General features: G+C 49.9%; 16 protein-coding genes. 2 read left to right on the top strand and 14 right to left on the bottom strand.

All coding sequences use genetic code 11. From position 1 onward, the window contains the following. Positions 1-144: 144 nt before the first annotated feature. From J7E85_RS08020 to J7E85_RS07995, 6 genes are all read right to left on the bottom strand, one after another. Entirely contained in the window at positions 145-1218 is a 1074-nt protein-coding gene (locus tag J7E85_RS08020; RefSeq protein ID WP_215156666.1) for a PdaC/SigV domain-containing protein, read from the bottom strand. A 626-nt stretch (positions 1219-1844) separates the two neighbouring features. After that, the gene (locus J7E85_RS08015) at positions 1845-2897 is read right to left on the bottom strand and encodes an ABC transporter substrate-binding protein (protein ID WP_285228795.1); all 1053 of its coding nucleotides are present in this window, start codon (positions 2895-2897) and stop codon (positions 1845-1847) included. A gap of 59 nt (positions 2898-2956) precedes the next feature. Further along, positions 2957-3763 carry an ABC transporter permease gene (locus J7E85_RS08010; RefSeq protein WP_353049474.1) on the bottom strand — a complete coding sequence of 269 codons (807 nt, stop codon included), beginning with the start codon at positions 3761-3763 and terminating at the stop codon, positions 2957-2959. Then, positions 3764-4612 carry an ABC transporter permease gene (locus J7E85_RS08005; RefSeq protein WP_215156658.1) on the bottom strand — a complete coding sequence of 283 codons (849 nt, stop codon included), beginning with the start codon at positions 4610-4612 and terminating at the stop codon, positions 3764-3766. It lies immediately after the preceding gene. Next, complete coding sequence (locus J7E85_RS08000) at positions 4609-5580, bottom strand: ABC transporter ATP-binding protein (protein WP_285228796.1); 972 nt, start codon at positions 5578-5580, stop codon at positions 4609-4611. The genes J7E85_RS08005 and J7E85_RS08000 overlap by 4 nt, the downstream gene beginning before the upstream one ends. 404 nt (positions 5581-5984) lie before the next feature. Beyond that, positions 5985-6746, bottom strand: coding sequence for an SIMPL domain-containing protein (locus J7E85_RS07995; RefSeq protein ID WP_215156656.1), 762 nt, complete (start codon positions 6744-6746; stop codon positions 5985-5987). Between the two features lie 322 nt (positions 6747-7068). On the opposite strand from J7E85_RS07995, the gene J7E85_RS07990 reads away from it, so the two are divergent. Continuing rightward, the gene (locus J7E85_RS07990; RefSeq protein ID WP_251035555.1) at positions 7069-8457 is read left to right on the top strand and encodes an amino acid ABC transporter substrate-binding protein/permease; all 1389 of its coding nucleotides are present in this window, start codon (positions 7069-7071) and stop codon (positions 8455-8457) included. Beyond that, on the top strand, positions 8450-9178 hold the full coding sequence (locus J7E85_RS07985) for an amino acid ABC transporter ATP-binding protein (RefSeq protein WP_076326183.1): 729 nt from the start codon (positions 8450-8452) through the stop codon (positions 9176-9178). Before J7E85_RS07990 ends, J7E85_RS07985 begins: the two co-directional genes overlap by 8 nt. Positions 9179-10327: 1149 nt before the next feature. Here the strand turns inward: J7E85_RS07985 and J7E85_RS07980 are convergent. The 8 genes from J7E85_RS07980 to J7E85_RS07945 all read right to left on the bottom strand — a co-directional run bounded on the left by J7E85_RS07980 (position 10328) and on the right by J7E85_RS07945 (position 18474). After that, positions 10328-11404, bottom strand: coding sequence for a HAMP domain-containing sensor histidine kinase (locus J7E85_RS07980; protein WP_215156645.1), 1077 nt, complete (start codon positions 11402-11404; stop codon positions 10328-10330). Then, the gene (locus J7E85_RS07975) at positions 11404-12084 is read right to left on the bottom strand and encodes a response regulator transcription factor (RefSeq protein ID WP_215156643.1); all 681 of its coding nucleotides are present in this window, start codon (positions 12082-12084) and stop codon (positions 11404-11406) included. Before J7E85_RS07975 ends, J7E85_RS07980 begins: the two co-directional genes overlap by 1 nt. Before the next feature lie 45 nt (positions 12085-12129). Beyond that, the gene (locus tag J7E85_RS07970; protein ID WP_215156641.1) at positions 12130-13929 is read right to left on the bottom strand and encodes an ABC transporter ATP-binding protein; all 1800 of its coding nucleotides are present in this window, start codon (positions 13927-13929) and stop codon (positions 12130-12132) included. A 327-nt stretch (positions 13930-14256) separates the two neighbouring features. After that, complete coding sequence (locus J7E85_RS07965) at positions 14257-14526, bottom strand: HPr family phosphocarrier protein (protein ID WP_006207570.1); 270 nt, start codon at positions 14524-14526, stop codon at positions 14257-14259. Between the two features lie 102 nt (positions 14527-14628). Continuing rightward, a complete protein-coding gene (whiA, locus tag J7E85_RS07960; RefSeq protein WP_076326180.1) occupies positions 14629-15558 on the bottom strand; it encodes a DNA-binding protein WhiA in 930 nt (309 codons plus the stop codon). A 5-nt stretch (positions 15559-15563) separates the two neighbouring features. Beyond that, complete coding sequence (locus J7E85_RS07955) at positions 15564-16505, bottom strand: gluconeogenesis factor YvcK family protein (RefSeq protein ID WP_215156716.1); 942 nt, start codon at positions 16503-16505, stop codon at positions 15564-15566. Between the two features lie 57 nt (positions 16506-16562). Beyond that, on the bottom strand, positions 16563-17471 hold the full coding sequence (gene rapZ / locus J7E85_RS07950) for an RNase adapter RapZ (protein WP_215156639.1): 909 nt from the start codon (positions 17469-17471) through the stop codon (positions 16563-16565). A gap of 52 nt (positions 17472-17523) precedes the next feature. Continuing rightward, the gene (locus J7E85_RS07945) at positions 17524-18474 is read right to left on the bottom strand and encodes an ROK family glucokinase (protein WP_076326177.1); all 951 of its coding nucleotides are present in this window, start codon (positions 18472-18474) and stop codon (positions 17524-17526) included. Positions 18475-18735 lie beyond the last annotated feature (261 nt).

Here is an 18735-nt window from a genome sequence, read left to right as displayed (position 1 = left end):
AGTGCCTTCCACGTTCCATGATCAAGGGATTTTCGCAACTCGTTCCAGCACAGTGTTACATCAGGACAACATAATGTTTCTAGACAAGCTAATAGTTATGAAAATAAATGATTGCAGTTTACACAAACCGCTTACCGTATTCTCTTACTTCCACTCTTTCAGCTTCAGCTCAAACTCCGGAAATCCATAGGCATACGCAGTGTACTCATAAAGCTGGAAGTACAGCACTGCAGCGTTATCCTTCACATAAAAATCAGCATCCGCAGGCACGCCCTCAAATCCGCCAAGGTAGCCCCCTTCTTTTTTCATCGTGTTCAGCACAAGGTTGTTCAGCTTCTGTTTATTCTTGCCCTGCATGTTGATGAAATCGCCCAGCTTCATTTGCTTGCCATCCTTCAAGGAGAACGTGAAGCTGTTACGGAAGGTCATACCATGGGCGCCGCCGGTGTAAGAATAATCGTACGTCGTAATGCTCAGGATGTCGTTCTGGTTGTAATGAACCACAAAGTCACCACTGAATTCGTAGGGGAGATTGGATTCCGAAGGAGGGAATTCTTCAGCATTCCCTTCGGCACCGGTGATTACGCCGGAAGCATTTTCTTTCAACACTTTGTTGATTTCAGCTTGGACCTCTGCATTATCGAGTCCACTAATTACAGGATAATTCACAACGGCTTCCACGCCCTGGATCTTCTTCTTCAGCGTAGCCGATTTGATCGTAATATCATTCTGCTTCTTTGGTGTCATGCTGAGTGTTTTCAAGGAAGGATTCCATTGTCCCTGAACACCCATGTATTCGCTGATCGTTTTGAATGGCACATACAGACGACCATGGATGATCTGTCCGCCAGGCTCGCCGGCATACGAACCATTCACCAGAACACCGATTTCAGTTGAAGCATATACGATGGCACTCAGTTTGTTATAACCGTTACCCAGTGTATACGTTCGGTTTTTCGCATCATATTTAAGAGGCATTCCCAGGCCGTCCCGCAAAGCGGTTGCCGGCACATAAGTTACCCCGTGCAGCACGAGACCTTTCTGTGACAGGGTCTTGCCATTCCATTTCAGTACGACTTCATTCTTTGACGATTTTTGGCTGGCGGAAACAGGTGCCTTAGCGGCGCTTGCATCGATGACCTGTCCGCTCAAACCCAGACTGCCAAGCAGGACGCTAGTTGCAATTAATGATGCACATACACGTAATTTAGGATTCATATCAGAATTCCACCTTTGTTAAATTAAGTTTCCGTTTGTTGTTAATCTATTACCCTTAATCATTATAAGGAAAGCTTTCAATGTATTGGTAACAACGCCAATGACAATTTTGATTCCATGCCATAAGTCCTATACGATCATCCAATCATTCTGTATGAACGCTGTCACGCTTAGAAACACACCGAACTAAGAGAGCGCATCCACCTACAAACCACAACATGTTACTGCCTTCAATCACATAAGTTAAAAGAAATAAGCCAATACCGACAAGCGCATGGTGAATACTCAGCAGCAGTAATTGCAGCGCGCTTTTTCCTCCAAAAAGCTAAGAAACAAAATCGCCATAACTCCTGCAACAATTCCTGCAATAATCAGCAAGCCCATCACATCGCTCAAACCTCTTTACCTTTCTTGATTAAACGCATAAAAACCTGTTCTGAAGTTGTTAACGTCCTCCCTTATATATAACAACGAAACGGGCCCCGAAGTTGTGGTTCGATTCGCATAAATCGGACATTTTTTCCTATTCCGGGTCTTATGACCTATTCTTTGCAAGCAAAAGAGAGCCTGCCCCTCATGGGACAGGCTCTCTTTATTACAAAAATATGAAAAAGTAAGCTTATATATTAACGACCACTCTTCAGCTCGGTCCATAAACGATCATAGATCGAGAGCGAGTCACCTACATTATCGAGCCATTCGGTACGGCCCAGCTCTTCATCAGTCAAGTTGATCATCGTATTGGCGCGGTATTTCTCACTATGGAATTCCATCGCTTTGGTGTTCGGATTGCTGTATCCGATAAATTCATAGTTTTTGGCGCTGACTTCCGGATCCATCATGAAGTTGATGAATTTTTCGGCCAGCTCTTTATTCTTGGCTCCCTTAGGAATCGCGTAGTTATCGGAGAAGATGGTTGCTCCTTCTTCAGGCACCACATACGCCACATCCGGATTCACCGCTGAGATAAAGGCCGCGTCTCCGGACCACACTGTAGCAATCCAGCCTTCCTCTTGGATCATCTTCTGCTTGATGTTATCCGTATCAAACGCAAGCACATTCGGAAGCAGCGTCTTCAGGTCATCCGTAGCTGCAGTGATTTCCGCTTCATCCGTGCTGCTGTTGGATTTTCCTTGCTTTTTCAGTGCCATGCCGATCATTTCGCGGTTGTCGTCCAGAAGCAGGACTTTGCCCTTGTATTCCGGGTTCCAGAGGTCTTCCCAGCTGTTGATTTCGTCCTTCACATACTTCTTGTTATATGCAATTCCCGTTACACCGGACGTGTAAACGATCGAATATTTATTGCCCGGGTCATAAGAAGGGTCTTTGAACGTATCCGTAAGATTGACGAAGTTCGGGATATTATTCATATCAAGCGGCTCAAGCAGCTCCGATTCAATCATTGTTTTTACCATATAATCGGACGGCTGAATGAGATCATATCCACTGCCGCCAGCCTTGATCTTAGCCAGCAGGTCTTCATTGTTTGCGTAATTGTCGTAGGTTACCTTCACGTCGAACTTCGCTTCGAAGTCCTTTAGCACCTCGGGATCAAAGTTATCCGCCCAGCTGTAAATGTGAAGCGTCTCCTTGTCCGATCCGCAACCGGCCAAGAGTCCCACAGACAATACCGCGACCATGCCTGCCGTCAGCAAGCGGGTCCATCTTGATTTTTTCAATTCAATATCTCCTCTCTTTCCACTTGCATGTTTTATTTCGAGAAAAGCGTTCATCTCACTTAGATCGGTAATGTTTTATGTTTCTTTTGCCCATTGCCGCGGTTAAGAATATATTGGGCTAACAGAATCAGCGTGATGCTGACCAGAATGAGCAGCGTACACAGCGCGTTAATCTCTGGAGAGATGCCACGCTTCACCTGAGCGTAAATATAGATCGGCAGCGTCGTTGAGCTTGGGCCGGCGACAAAAAAACTGACCATAAAATCATCCAATGACAGCGTAAAAGCAATCAAGGCTCCGGAGATAATGCCCGGTGCAATCTGCGGCAATGTAACATGCCGAAATGTCTGCCAAGGCGTAGCGCCCAAATCCTGGGCCGCCTCATCCAGCTGTTTGCCCATGCCTGACAGTCTGGCCGTCACCACGACATAGACATACGACAAGCTGAACGTAATATGGGCGATGATCACCGTCATCTTGCCAAGCGGCATATTCAGTTGACTGAACAATACCAGCAGCGACAGCCCCATAATAATATCCGGGATAATAACCGGCAGATACAGCAGCCCATTCATGCCGCTGCGACCTCTGCGCCCCATACTCCGAAGCGAGAGCGCCGCCGCGGTCCCGAGCAAGGTGGAAACGATCGTCGATATGACCGCCACCGTCAAACTGTTCATCAGCGCTTCCATCACGTGCCGATTCTCGAATAGCGACACATACCAATCCAACGTAAATCCTTCCCAGTTGCCGCTAAGCCGCGTGTTGTTAAAGGAATAGATGATGATCATGATGATCGGTACATAGATGAAAGCCATCATAAGGAAAGAGTGAATCCCGAGCAGCGGGTGATTCTTCTTCTTCACTTATCTCCCCTCCCCTACGCGTTGATGGCGGGCTTGCATCGCCCGGTTAAAGAGCAGGATCAGCACCAGGGACGTGATCACAAAGATCACCGACAACGCCGCTCCAAAGGGCCAGTTGCGCGCACCCAGGAACTGCTGCTGAATAATATTACTGATCATGGAGGACTTCGCGCCTCCCAAAATATCCGTAACTACAAACATCCCGGAAGTCGAGACATAGACCAGAACCGCTCCCGTCATGATACCGGATTTACTCTGCGGCAAGGTAATGTGGCGGAATGCCTTCCACCTGGAAGCGCCCAGATCGCTGGCCGCATCTAACAGACGCTTATCCATCTGCTCCAGGGCCACGTAAATCGGCAGCACCATGAAGGGAATGAAATTATAGACCATGCCGAGAAGTACGGCGCCATACGTATACAGCATCTGAATCGGCTCGTCGATCCAACCCATCCACAGCAGCAGGCTGTTCACCACGCCTTGCGTTCGTAGCAGGAGAACCCAGGCATAAGTGCGGATCAGAAAGTTAATCCAGAACGGGACGGTGATTAGAATTAATCCCCAGGTTTGGATACGCGGGGAAGCGTTGGCTATATAATAGGCCAAAGGATAGCTGACTAACAAGCAAATCACCGTAGTCAGCAGCGACAATACCAGGGTATCCCAGTAAATTCCCAAATATAATGGATCAAAAAAGGTTTTATAGCCTTCGAGACTAAAGGAAAAAACGATATTTCCCAGCGAATCCCGCGAGAGCAGGGAGATGCCGACCACAATTAGCATCGGAATGATCAGGAACAGGGATAACCACAGCAGCACCGGAGTCAACAGGAACCTTGATTTCCTCATGGCCCGATGATCACCTCATCCTTGGTGTTCCAGTTCACCCCGACCCGTTCACCAACCTCCCAAGGATGGTCATCCGAGATATCCAGGGCAATCGTGACCTTCATTGGCTCATCATCCAATTGGACCAGCAGCTTATGGACACTGCCGAGGTACTGTACATCCTCAATCACGCCGTTCTTCCTGCCACCCGACTCCCGTTGCGGAATAAGTTTCTCCGGCCGCACCGCAAAAAGACCTTCGGGCGAGGAAAAGACGTTGTTCTCCCCTACAAACGTGGCGGCAAACAGCGTTTGCGGTTTCGCATAGATCTCGCGCGGCGTGCCGATTTGCTCTACCCGTCCGTGATTCATGATAACGATCCGGTCGGAGAGCATCATGGCTTCCTCTTGGTCGTGCGTTACATAGACAAACGTAATCCCGAGCGTCCGCTGCAAATGCTTGAGCTCGGACTGCAGAGTTTTGCGGAGCTGCAGATCCAATGCACCCAGTGGTTCATCCAGCAGCAGCACCTTCGGCTTGTTGGCGATGGCGCGGGCGATGGCCACGCGCTGCTGCTGTCCGCCGGACAGTTGGTGCGGGAAGCGTTCCCGCAGGGCGGTCAGCTGCGTCATGGCAGCGGCCTCGTCCACCCGCTCCTCGATGAGCTGACGCGGCATTTTTTTCATTTTTAATCCAAAAGCGATATTATCTTCTACGGTCATATGCGGAAACAGAGCATAGTGTTGGAATACCAGATTCAAGTCCCGCTTGTTCGCAGGCATTTCCGTCACATTCTGACCCGCCAGCCAGACCTGTCCTTCGGTCGGCTGTTCGAATCCTGCTATCATTCGGAGAATCGTCGTTTTGCCGCAGCCGCTGGGGCCCAGCAAAGTCAAGAATTCCCCCTCTTTAATGGAGAGTGACAGCGGATGCACGACCGCTTGTCCCTGAAAATGCTTCTCGATCTGGACAAGTTCAATCACATGCATCAACCCCTTCTTCAAAATGTGACCTATTCCATGTGTACATTCCTGCTAACCAGTATGCACAAAAACATTCCCCACTAAGAAGAAACGGTCATACTGCCTATCGTGCTCAGGTTGGCAGAATCCGTTTCTTAAGGGTGGGAGCGTCTAGAAGTCTCTACTAAGAAAAAAAAGCCATATCCATGGGTATGGCTGTAACGTTTAAGATAAAGTTCAGTTTTTCGCATATTCACTATACCTCGTTTTCCCCCTATACACAACACTTTTCTGTGTATTTCAACTAGGGATGGCACGGATACAGGACCGGATAATGGTATTTCATTTTTCGAAAAGGGATACACAAAAAACCGTCCACCTGGTAAAGACCCGGATGAACGGTTTCTAGTATTCTTAGTCGAAATCAGCTGCTATTTCAGCTCATATTGCACGTACAGCTGCGTCGAGATTTTGATCTCGCCCGGCTTCACGGAGGTGTTGGCGCCCGCGTCCGCTGCAACGGATTGTGCTTCCATCGCCATTTTTTCGAGGCCATAGATGGTATCTACACCAACAGATCCTTCCACAATGTTAAGCACGATGCCCAACTGACGCTTGGAGGCTTTTGCCATCGCTTGGGCTTTCAGGTCCGCATTCGCCATGGCTTTATCTATCACTTGGGCTTCAAAAGCATCACGGTTCTCGACCGAGAAACGGGCGTTGCCAATGGAATTGGCACCGGCATCAGACGCTGCGTCGAGCAGATCGCCAACTTTGCTCAAGTCGCGAAGCGTAACTTCCAGAGAATGATAAGCACTGTAATTCTTCACTTTACGTCCATTATCATCAGAGTACGTATAGTTAGGCTGTACATAGAATTGTTCGGTTTTGATATCCTTGTCATCGATCTTCCATGTTTCTTTCAGCATCTTCGTAATCTTATCCATTTTCTGCGCATTGCTTTTCTGTGCGGATTTTGCGGTTTCCGCATATGATTCAGCCCCGATGGAAAGATATACGATATCTGGCTTCACCGAGATCTCGCCTTTACCGAGTACGGTAAGAAGGTTTTGCTGTGCTGCCTCCGCCGCATGCACCTCGGTTGCCCCGCTCAATCCTACTAAAGCCGTACTTCCAGTCAACAGTGCACCTGCAATCATGATGGAACCTACTTGTTTGACCCATCTTTTCATTATTGTCAGCCTCCTTTATATTGGCATCGCTGCCATGCTTGCCTTACCCTTCTAACGTGAGGGCATTGGTAAATGTTGCATCCGGAACGGAGCGTTTTGAGATTTTTCTTTTACTTTGTTGATACGCCCCTGTTAATTGGTATATCTAGGCATGATTGGTGGATTAGCAAAATAAGATACCCAATGAAGATGACGGCAACTGTTTAATAAGGAAGCCTTCATGGGTAACTAACTACATCGGTGTTAAAAAGAGGAGGTCACTATGAAGTCATTCCGGATGTTATACGCGTTCATGTCACTGCTGCTACTCATGGCAGCGGGCATGCCATACGGGGCGGCAAGCGCCGCGGCAGAGCCAGCCTCCGGTAAAACCTATCAGATCGGAACGGACATTACGTTTGCCCCGTTTGAATTCCAGGATGCTAGCGGCAAATTTGTCGGTATCGACATGGATTTGCTGGATGCGATCGCGAAAGATCAGAACTTCAAATATGAAGTCAAGCCGCTCGGTTTCAATGCGGCGGTTCAGGCGCTGGAAGCCAATCAGGTGGACGGTGTCATTGCCGGCATGAGCATCACGGATGAGCGGAAGCAGAAATTCGACTTTTCCGATCCTTATTTTAACTCAGGTGTGGTCATGGCCATTCGCCAGGATCAGGAGTCCATCAAAGGGTATGAGGATTTAAAAGGGAAAAAAGTCGCCGTCAAAACGGGTACAGAGGGCTACAGCTTCGCGGAATCTATTTCCTCCAAGTACGGATTCACCATCGTGCCTTTTGACGATTCGGCCCAGATGTATGACGATGTCAGGACCGGCAATTCCGTTGCCTGTTTTGACGATTTCCCCGTGCTGGCTTATGGAGTCGAACAGAACAATGGACTGAAGATCGTTACGGATATGGTCCCTGGCGCCTCCTACGGATTTGCCGTTAGTAAAGGACAGAACCAAGAGCTTCTGGAGAAATTCAATGCCGGCTTGATTAACTTGAAGGCAAACGGGGAGTATGACCGTATTAAGGCAAAATACATTGGCGAAAATGCCGTAGGCGCGGCGACTCAAAGCCGTTGGGAGCTGATCGTGGAGTCGCTGCCTTCGCTGCTGAAGGGCCTTGGCAATACGCTGCTGCTGACCATCGTATCGCTGTTCTTCGCGTTTTTCTTAGGATTGATATTCGGCTTCATGAAGGTCGGACGCAATAAATGGCTTCGAGGCATCGCAACCGTATTCGTGGACATTTTCCGCGGCATACCGCTGCTAGTCCTTGCCTTCTTCATCTACTTTGGTATTCCGCAGGCACTCGGCTTCACGATGTCGCCGATCGTGGCAGCGGTCCTGACACTTAGCCTGAATGCCGGTGCTTATGTAACGGAAATTATCCGGGGCGGTATCCAATCCATTGACCCTGGACAGCTGGAGGCTGCCCGCTCGCTCGGACTGCCATACCGCAAAGCCATGATGAAAATCATCATTCCCCAAGCGATCAAAGTGATGATTCCGACCTTTATTAACCAGCTCGTGATCACCCTCAAGGATACGTCGATCCTGTCGGTAATCGGTCTGGTCGAACTGACCCAATCCGGGAAAATCATCATTGCAAGAACGTTCGCTTCGTTTGATATCTGGCTCGTGGTCGCCATCATGTATCTGGTCGTGATCACGATTCTGACCAAAATTTCGGGCCGTCTGGAAGGGAAGGTGCGTCATGGATAAAATCCGCGTAGAAGGACTGAAGAAGAACTTTGGCACGAATGAGGTGCTGAAAGGCATTAACATGCAGGTCCAGGAAGGTGAGGTTGTCTGTGTCATTGGGCCTTCGGGCTCCGGCAAAAGCACCTTCCTGCGCTGCATCAATCGGCTGGAGGACATCACGGCAGGAAGGGTATTCGTGCATGACAAGGATATCAATGACCCTAAAACAGACATCAACAAGGCGCGCCAGAACATCGGCATGGTATTCCAGCATTTTAATCTATTCCCCCACTTCAACGTACTGAAGAACATTACGTTCGCCCCGGTCGAGCTAGGCAAGCAGAACGCGTCCGAGGCTCGTGCCACGGGGCTGAAGCTGTTGGAGCAAGTAGGCCTCTCCGATAAGGCGGAGGCTTTCCCGAGCCAGCTGTCGGGCGGTCAGAAACAGCGTGTAGCGATTGCCCGGGCGCTGGCGATGAATCCGGACATCATGCTGTTTGACGAGCCGACATCGGCGCTGGACCCCGAGATGGTCGGCGAAGTGCTCGGCGTCATGAAGGATCTGGCGCGCGAAGGCATGACGATGATGATCGTCACGCACGAGATGGGCTTTGCCCGCGAGGTTGCGGACCGGGTGATCTTCATGGATGGCGGATACATCGTAGAGGAAGGCCCGCCGGAGGAAGTATTCGGCAGACCGAAGCATGAGCGTACGATTAGCTTTTTGGAGAAGGTGCTGTAATCACGCAGCTAACCTATCTTTAACAAACCGCTGCCGTGTAGCTACACGTACCTTGCGGGTTGCTCCCTGTGCGTACTGCTTCCGTGCGCACTGCTCTCTGTGCGTTTTGCTCCCTGTGCGTACTGCTCTCCGTGCGCACTGCTCTCTGTGCGTTCTGCTCCCTGTGTGTACTGCTCTCTGTGTGTACTGCTCTCTGTGCGTACGCTCTCTGTGCGTTCTGCTTCCTGTGCGTTCTGCCCCCTGTCCGTACTGCTCTCTGTGCGTTCTGCTCTCTGTGCGTACGCTCTCTGTGCGTTCTGCTTCCTGTGCGTTCTGCCCCCTGTCCGCAGCTCTCTGTGCGTACGCTCCCTGTGCGCAGCTCTCTGTGAGCACGGTGCGTGTATGGAGGGCTGTCGACTAGATTCATGCAGTACCCAGTGACCCTATTATCCGGCTAGCCCCTTAGGGTAAAACTAACCGGTTATCATACGGCTAATAATAGCATGTGCATTAAAATTAGGGCCGACTGCGGTGGTCATGCGATGGCTGCACGCTGCTTTAGTAGAGTTAACGGACCGAGAGTACCTTATTTGAGGGAAAATGGCGATTTTCGGGAAACTACCGGACCAAGGATCCGTTATTCCTTCCAAAAGGCAGCATTTGCATAAACAAATCCTAAAATAACGGATCTGGAGTCCGTTATTTTAGGATACGGCGCTCAATTCGGCAAATAAGGTCCTTGGTGTCCGCTAAATTCGCGACCGTTTTAGCTGAATCACCTGCTTTAACCCGCCTTGGTGAGTTAGTCTATATCGCATCACGCACAGCTCAAACAGGAGTAGGGGCGATCATAGCCCTTACTCCTGTTCTATGGACATATCCGGTTCAAGTTGTTCCAGATATGGCGGGTAAGCAGCCATATCCTCACACCTTAGTTCTAAATCTGCTTGGGAACATCCCCGAAACAGTCCTAATCCTCTATACCTTCCCGCCTTCCTGGAGGAGAGTCACGACGATCAGCGTCCTTTTTATGTCAGCTCCCCACGTACTTCATTAAACCCATCTATTCTTCATATCCAAACCCATCGAATCTTCTTATCGAATCTTCATATCCAACTTCATGTCACATCTTCACGTACATCTTAATGTCAAACCTTCACTGCACAATCATTACTTCGTATCCAGAGATCGCTTATAAGGCACCATCACCGTAAAAACAGATCCCTTCCCAAGCTCGGATTGGACCGAAATCTTACCTTGATGAATATCGACGATCCGCTTCACGATGGATAATCCCAGCCCACTGCCGCCCGCGGCGCGATTGCGCGATTTGTCCGCTTTGTAGAAGCGTTCGAATATATGCAGCTGATCCAACTCCGACATCCCGACTCCCGTATCCGTCATCGTAATCTCGGCCCCGTCTTCCCCTGCTTTCAGCACGATCGTAATCATGCCGTCTTCGGGCGTGAATTTGATGCTGTTGTGCAGCAAATTGTTCCACACTTGACTCAGGAGATCCTCCGTGGCCTCAATCTCTACCTCAGCAAGGTCCAGATCCACCTGAATCCGCTTCGCCAGCCACTGCGGTTCATTCGCCAGCACGACCACACGCAGCTGCCCGTCGAGCCGGTAGCGGGCCCTTTCGAATGCAGGCTGCTCTCCTTCCAGGGACGACAGCTTCAACAGATTGTCACTCAGCTGCGACAAGCGGCGGCTCTCTCCTTCGATGATCTCCAGATAACGAGCTCTCTTCTCCTCCGTGAGGCGGGGACTTCGGAGCGCTCGGGCAAACCCCCGAATCGAAGTAAGAGGGGATTGGATTTCATGGGACACATTAGAGATGAAATCCTGACGCATGGTCTCCATCCGCCCCAATTCGCCGGCCATGTCGTTAATGCTGCTCGCGATCATCTTGAACTCCCCGCGCCATTCATTTTCGTTCATCTTTACATTGAAGTCCCCCTGCGATATCCGGCGCATGGCATCCGTAATGGAATTCAGCATGGCCATTTGCCGGTGCTTGAAGAACATGCCCACGACCAGCATGCACAGGAAGAAGATGATCACGCCGACAAACAAGTCGATCAGCTGGACGACATAATCCCACGGCGGGGTTCCCGTCCAGGTGTAAACCAACCGCGTCACATAGGTCGCCGCCGTCCATGACGCTCCCAAGACCGCGAAGACCAAGATCGTCTGAAGCGTTTCTCGAACGATCTTCCACAAGATTTTGGGCGTTTTTTTCATCAGCCCTCACCTGCTTCCAGGCGATATCCCAGCCCACGCACCGTCCGAATCCTGAACCGGTACTTTTCCTCCGGATACCGCTCCCGCAGCCGATTCACGTGGACGTCCAGCGTCCGTTCGTTCCCTTCAAAGTCATAGCCCCATATCTCTTCGATCAGCCGATCACGTGTCAACGTGCTCCCCGGGTAACTGGCCAGCTTGAAGAGAAGCTCAAACTCCTTCAGCGGCAGAGTAAAGACCTCATCGCCCGCCTTGACCTCATAGGTTCTGCGGTTCATCTGCAGCTTGCCGACGGTCACCGTCTGCGATGCAGCTACCTGATACCGCTTCAGCAGCGCTTTGACGCGCACAACGAGCTCCGCGGGCTCGAAGGGCTTCACCAGATAATCGTCGGTACCCAGCTCAAAGCCCTTCACGATCTGGCTTGTTTCCCCTTTGGCCGTCAGCATCAGCACCGGAATACCGGTGTTCCTCCGGATCTCCCGGCATAACTCCCATCCGTCCATATTCGGCATCATGATATCCATCACGACCAGATCAACGGATGTCTGATCCATGACGGACAAGGCCTCGACGCCATCCGAAGCTTCGAACACCTCTTCCATCCCCGCTTCCTCCAGGAACACCTTTATGAGTTCGCGGATGTTCGGGTCATCGTCCACTACCAATATTTTTGCCATGGTGGCATCCCTTCTTCCCCAGCATCTTCAAGGCGCCCTTAGGCCTTAGGCCTCGATCGTTTCATTCATCTGCAGCTGCTGCACGGCAAACTCTCTATACATATCATGCTGCTCAATCAATTCATCATGCGTTCCCCGTCCGGTTACCGTTCCTTTTTCAATGAAAATAATCTGATCAGCTCCCACAACCGTGGATAACCGGTGCGCAATAATAATCGTCGTCCGTCCAGCCATGAGATTCTTGAGCGCCTTCTGCACTTCAATCTCGGAACGGCTGTCCAGACTGGAGGTGGCTTCGTCCAGCATCAGAATCTTGGGATCCCGCAGCAGGGCTCTGGCGATGGCAATCCGCTGCCGCTGTCCGCCCGAGAGCTTCACACCCCGTTCGCCCACATCCGTATCAAAACCATGAGGCAGCTCGTCGATAAATCCATCCGCATAGGCCATTTCTGCCGCTCTTCGGATCTCCCCATCACTCACCTCCCGGTCCATCCCATAACATAAGTTGTCACGAATGGTTCCCGCGATCATTGGACTATCCTGTGAGACATAGCCGATCAATCCGCGCCATGAGCGTAAAGAGAACGTATCGATCGCCGTCTTGCCCAATCGAATCTGCCCTTTTTGCGGAAGGTAAAAACGCTCCAGCATGGAGAACAGCGTCGTTTTGCCTCCGCCACTCGGTCCAACCACGGCCGTGACCGTGCCCGGCTCCATCTGAAAGCTGATATCATGCAGCACCAGCTCATCCGGCTTGTAACCAAACGAAAGATTCTCAATGGACATCCGCTGATTCGCGTTCACCACATCGCTACCTGCCGAAATGGACTCTTCCTCTGCATCCAGTGTTTCCAATATTCGCTCCGTTGCTCCTTTAGCCTTCTGAAACTGGGTAAAAAACGTCGTTAACTGCGTCATCGGCATCACGATCTGAATCAGATACAGGATAAACGCAACCAGCTCCCCAGCGGTCAGTGCCCCTGTGGAGACCTGAAGTCCGCCGTATCCGATGACTACCACCAGCAGCATCATCAGCACGAAGGACATCAGCGGCGCGATCCATGCGGATACCACACCTTCCTTAATCCCGAAATTCAGCAGATTGGTGATCCCTTTATGCCCATTCTCATACTCTCTGTCCTCAGCATTAGAAGCTTTAACCAAGCGAATCTCGGACAGCACCTGACTGATATTCGCCGTAAACGTAGCTGTCTCATCTTGCATACCAAGCGATATTTTATACATTTTCTTGCCGAGCGGCACAAGAATCAGCGCTGCAATCGGAATGACGATAAACATCGTCAACGTCATCATCCAGTTTAAATAGAGGAGCACCCCAATCGAACCGACAATAGAAATGATCCCGCTGAAGAATCCGGCCACATGGTCCGATATGAGACTTTTGATCACTCCTGTATCATTCGTCATCCGGCTAACCGATTCCCCTGAACGGTTATGATCGAAGTAGCGGATCGGCAGCACAAGCAGCTTTTTCCACAGCCGTTCCCTAAGGGCAGCCACCATCTTTTGTCCCGTATAACTCAGCAGGAAAATCGAAACCCCGGAGGCAATCGTCTGCACCACAAACGCAATGCCAAGCCCGATGATATGGGAACGATTCATATCCGTTAAGGAGAAGCCATCCACCAGGCTCTTCGTAAACATCGGAATGACTAGTCCGACCAGGGTTGATACCACACTCAGCAGGATCGCTCCAATCAGCAACAGCATCGGAGGTTTCGTTTCTTTCAACAGCCGGAAGAAGGCCTGCGAACCTGCTTTGTTGCTGCCGGCCGACTTTTCCTGCGTTATTTCTTGTATAGAAGTATGATCCGTTTCTCTCATCGGTTTCTCTTCACTTCCATCCCTATTTATTATCTGTAAGGAAAGAATATATCAACAAGTTAAACTGAAGTTAAACAAAGGCTTAATTTTATGAAAACAACGCAAAATAACCCCACAAAGTGGAGCTTATGCTACGATGTTTATTCCAAATCCTTTGCGGGGACCCCAAAAAACTGATTTGAAAAAGGGCGGAGATATCCGCCCCTTCTCTTAAAATCTATTCTTATGTACGTAGAATCAAGCGAGAATCCCAGCAATACCAGAGCTTGATAGCAAAAAAAGCCTTGCAGTAACAAGACTTTTCTTAAACTTCAATCACGGTTGCCCTTATTGGTTCTCGAGTTCCTCTTTGCTCACCAAGTTCACGAGTGAAGTAACCGCTTGCTCCGCGTCGGCTCCCTCAGCACTAATGTAAACTTCCGTACCAGAGCTGATCGCAAGGCTCATAATTCCCATGATACTTTTGGCATTTACTTTTTTATCATCTTTTTCAACGAAGATTTCAGATGAGTATTTATTCGCTTCCTGAACGAACAGCGCGGCCGGTCTGGCGTGAAGACCCGTCTTTAACCGAACGACTACCGGGTGCTTTGTCATGAAAATTACCCCCTATCTAATAAATCTGCTGCATTGAAAGCGCGATTGACATTTTATAATATTATACCATTTTACCATACAGGACACTAGAAGAAAAAATTCTTACCCATTCCGAATCTTTTCGGCCAATTCGTCAATTTTGCGCAGACGGTGATTGACGCCGGATTTGCTGACGGTTCCTTTAAGAAGCTCGCCGACTTCCTTTAGATTCATGTCCGGATGAGCCAGTCGAATTTCTGCCACTTCCCGCAGTTTATCAGGCAAATTCTCAAGACCCATTTCCTTTTGGAGCAGCTTGATATTCTCAATCTGACGGACGGCAGCGCCGATCGTTTTGTTCAGGTTGGCGGTCTCGCAGTTCACGATCCGGTTTACCGAGTTACGCATGTCCCGCATAATACGAACATCCTCGAACTTGAACAATGCCTGGTGGGCACCGATCAGATTAAGGAATTCGATAATTTTCTCGCCTTCCTTAATGTAGAAGATAAAGCCTTTCTTCCGCTCGATACAACGTGCGTTCAGATGAAATTCATTCGCCAGATCCACCAGGGACTGGCAGTGCTCTTCATACATTGAGGCAATTTCGAGATGGTACGAAGACCCCTCCGGATTGTTCACGGATCCGCCAGCCATAAAGGCACCTCGCAAATAGGCGCGTTTACAGCAATTTTTGCGAACGATTTGTTTATCAATCCGCGATTGAAACAGAAATCCTTCGGAAACGATGCACAGTTCTTTAAGTATCTCCTGAACCTGGGCGGGAATACGAACGATATATACGTTATTCTTCTTCAAACGCATTTTTTTACGCACCAAAAGTTCAGTATGCGCCTGGAAATGCCTCTTAATTAAGGAATAAATACGTCTTGCAATCGCGGCATTTTCCGTTGAAATATCCAGGATTACCTTTTTGTTCGAAAGCTGAACAGAACCGTTCATCCGAATGAGCGCGGACAGCTCGGCTTTTTCACAGCAGTTCTGGCTTTCGATCATTGTCAGTTCTTTCTTCGTCTGTGCCGCAAAGGACAAGGTACTCACCCCTTTCGTGTAATCCAATCCTGTACCAGCTGAAAAATATGGTTGCTCAGCTTGTCAGCGTCATGCCTTAAGTATGTTCTAAATAGCACAAGCTTATCTGCAATGAGTTTGTACCCTCTGCTCGTCACCTCATCACGATCCAGGAACACGGGCTTTGCACCCTTCTGGGCATACTTCTCTTGAACCTGAGGCGGGATTTCTCCATCATTTACAATAACATAATCGAACAGATGAAGACCAATATGGTCGTAAACAGCCTGCAAATGATCACTCACTGTATAATCATCGGTTTCTCCAGGCTGCGTCATCACATTACACACGAACATTTTGATCGCCTCAGAGGATACGATAGCCTCAGCAAGCTTGGGAACAAGCAAATTGGGCAAAATACTGGTATACAAGCTTCCCGGACCGATCAGAATCGCATCGGCTTGCTGAATTGCTTCCAGCGCCTCCGGCAGCGGCTCGACATGCTCCGGCTCCAGGAAGATCCGCTTAATGCGGCGTCCGGCCTCCGGGATTTTGGATTCACCGGTCACAATGGAACCGTCCTCCATCTCCGCATGCAAAATAACGGCTTCACCCGCTGCGGGCAGAACCTGTCCACGAACAACAAAAACCCGGCTCATCTCCTTGACTGCCGTGACAAAATCACCGTGCAAATCCGTCATGGCAGCCAAGATTAAATTGCCGAGGCTGTGCCCGGCCAGTCCCGAGCCATTCTTAAAACGGTATTTCAATATATCGGATAACAGCGGCTCCACATCGGCGAGCGCTGTAAGTACATTTCGAATATCTCCTGGGGGCGGCATCTGCAATTCACTACGCAGTATGCCGGAGCTTCCCCCATCATCAGCGACGGTAACGATGGCCGTAATATCGAGCGGCTTTTCCTTGAGTCCCCGCAGCATCACGGACAGCCCGGTTCCTCCACCCATCACCACGATGCGGGGACGCTTTCTAGCTTGCACAGCCACATTTATCACTTCCCTTAATTAATGCCGATCCCGTTCAGAATCACGGTGACTCACCGATACCGTCTCCGTTTCGCTAACGCCCAGCATTTTGCCAAGATATTCTGCTATCGCAACGGAGCGATGCTTCCCGCCGGTACAGCCAATGCCGATAATAACCTGGCTTTTTCCTTCCTTCCGATACTGCGGGATCAAGAAATGCAGCATATCGAGCAGTTTGGTTAAGAAAGCCTGTGTCTCCGGCCATTTCATCACATATTCATATACATCACTGTTCTGGCCGGTGTTTGGGCGCAGCTGCTCAATATAGTGCGGGTTGGGCAGAAAGCGCACATCAAACACCAGATCAGCGTCAATCGGAATACCGTATTTAAACCCAAAGGATGTAATATTTACCGATAATGTGCTGCTCTCCAGATGTGTGAAGCGTGAGATAATCTTCTCCTTCAATCGCACAGGCTTCATATTGCTGGTATCGATCACCTGAGTGGCCGAATTCCTCAGCTCATCCAACATTTTGCGCTCCAACCTTATACCGTCAAGCGGCATGCCTTCCGGAGCGAGGGGATGGCGACGACGGCTTTCCTTATAGCGTTGAACAAGCACGGAATCCGTTGCATCCAGGAACAGAATCTCGCAATGGATGGTAAAGTGATCCTTGATGTAACTCAGAGACTCTGATAGAGCCGTGAAAAATTCGCGGCCACGCAGGTCGATGACCAATGCAACCTTGCCGATCTTCCCCTTGGATTGTTCGATCAGCTCCGCGAATTTGGGAATGAGCACCGGAGGCAGGTTATCGACGCAAAAGAATCCAAGATCCTCCAGACTTTGTACGGCCAAGGTCTTACCTGCTCCCGACATCCCGGTGATGATGATCAGGGTGGCCATGGATGATGTGTTGCTGCCGCGGTTGGCTGCTTCCAGCATCAGCTTTCCCTCCCTTATAAGTTTAGATCAGACGATGCATGGTGATTAATGACTACGAACGCAAATGCAGACCAGCAGCGCCTACAACGCCGGCATCATTGCCGAGCTCAGCCGGAACGATGCGTACACCTCGCTGAAGCGGCTCTGGTGTCAGCTTCGCAAATACAGCACGAACTTCATTAAACAGAATGTCGCCGGCTTTGGATACGCCGCCGCCGATAATAAAGGCTTCCGGATTCAACACGGCCGCAACGGCAGCCATGGATTTGCCCAGGTAATAAGCTGCGCGATTCACGATCCGAACGGCAACTTCATCGCCGGCTTTTGCAGCGTCAAACACTTCCTTCGCCGCAATGCTCTCTACATGGGCAAGGGAAGTACGGTCGCCACGCTCTACGGCATCCTTCGCCATGCGGATAATGCCGGTTGCCGATGAAACCGTCTCGAGGCAGCCCATTTCACCGCATCCGCATTGAATCGCTTCCAAGTCCGGCACAACCGAGATATGTCCAAGCTCGCCAGCCATGCCGCCAAACCCCTGATAAATTTTGCCGTTAATAATAATGCCTCCGCCGACACCGGTACCCAGTGTGTAGCATACGCAGTTCTCAACGCCGCGGCCTGAGCCGCTCCAAGCTTCACCCAATGCAGCTACATTGGCGTCGTTGTCTATTTTGACGGGCTTGCCGAGACGCTCTTCAAGCAGTGCGCGGATCGGTACATCTTTAAATCCTACATTCGGTGCCAAAATAATGATGCCTTCACGAATATTCGTAAATCCGGCGAATCCAGCTCCCACACCAGCAAGTTGATCCCAGCTGTATGGCGATTCTTCTACAATGTGACGCACATATTTCTCAATGTTGTCAATAACCGTGTCAACGCCTTTGGCTGTTTCCGTCGGCCCCTCATACTTATGCAGAAGATGCCCTTCTTCATTGCAAATTCCAACTTTAATTGCTGTTCCGCCCAGATCGACACCGACGTAGATGTTCTCAGACATGTTTCAAGCCACCTTTTTCCTTCTATATTATAGATTGCTCCTACTGTACCCACTATAATTGAAGGCACTCCTGCGGTCAAGAGAAGACAACGTGACAGGAAACCGTAGGCAGTCCTTTAATCACGCATATGTAAGCGCATACAATCAAGCTCGAAAACGCTCTTATTTGTTCATAATGAAACCTCCTCTAATCTTCAGCAGATCGCACATGACAAATGTCACCCCAAAGTGATGACATCCTTTACTAACGGGCATTCCCTC

The organism is Paenibacillus sp. ISL-20 (genome assembly GCF_018613005.1).
Lineage (GTDB): Bacteria > Bacillota > Bacilli > Paenibacillales > Paenibacillaceae > Paenibacillus_AQ.
Note: the sequence above shows the minus strand (reverse complement) of the source record. Positions and strands in the feature narration are given on the sequence as shown.

Coding starts and splice junctions, on each gene's coding strand:
- J7E85_RS08020 (WP_215156666.1), bottom strand. CDS start 1,218: ATGAATCCTAAATTACGTGTATGTGCATCATTAATTGCAACTAGCGTC.
- J7E85_RS08005 (WP_215156658.1), bottom strand. CDS start 4,612: ATGAGGAAATCAAGGTTCCTGTTGACTCCGGTGCTGCTGTGGTTATCC.
- J7E85_RS08000 (WP_285228796.1), bottom strand. CDS start 5,580: ATGCATGTGATTGAACTTGTCCAGATCGAGAAGCATTTTCAGGGACAA.
- J7E85_RS07995 (WP_215156656.1), bottom strand. CDS start 6,746: ATGAAAAGATGGGTCAAACAAGTAGGTTCCATCATGATTGCAGGTGCA.
- J7E85_RS07990 (WP_251035555.1), top strand. CDS start 7,069: ATGCCATACGGGGCGGCAAGCGCCGCGGCAGAGCCAGCCTCCGGTAAA.
- J7E85_RS07985 (WP_076326183.1), top strand. CDS start 8,450: ATGGATAAAATCCGCGTAGAAGGACTGAAGAAGAACTTTGGCACGAAT.
- J7E85_RS07980 (WP_215156645.1), bottom strand. CDS start 11,404: ATGAAAAAAACGCCCAAAATCTTGTGGAAGATCGTTCGAGAAACGCTT.
- J7E85_RS07975 (WP_215156643.1), bottom strand. CDS start 12,084: ATGGCAAAAATATTGGTAGTGGACGATGACCCGAACATCCGCGAACTC.
- J7E85_RS07970 (WP_215156641.1), bottom strand. CDS start 13,929: ATGAGAGAAACGGATCATACTTCTATACAAGAAATAACGCAGGAAAAG.
- J7E85_RS07965 (WP_006207570.1), bottom strand. CDS start 14,526: ATGACAAAGCACCCGGTAGTCGTTCGGTTAAAGACGGGTCTTCACGCC.
- J7E85_RS07955 (WP_215156716.1), bottom strand. CDS start 16,505: ATGGGTGGAGGAACCGGGCTGTCCGTGATGCTGCGGGGACTCAAGGAA.
- rapZ (WP_215156639.1), bottom strand. CDS start 17,471: ATGCTGGAAGCAGCCAACCGCGGCAGCAACACATCATCCATGGCCACC.
- J7E85_RS07945 (WP_076326177.1), bottom strand. CDS start 18,474: ATGTCTGAGAACATCTACGTCGGTGTCGATCTGGGCGGAACAGCAATT.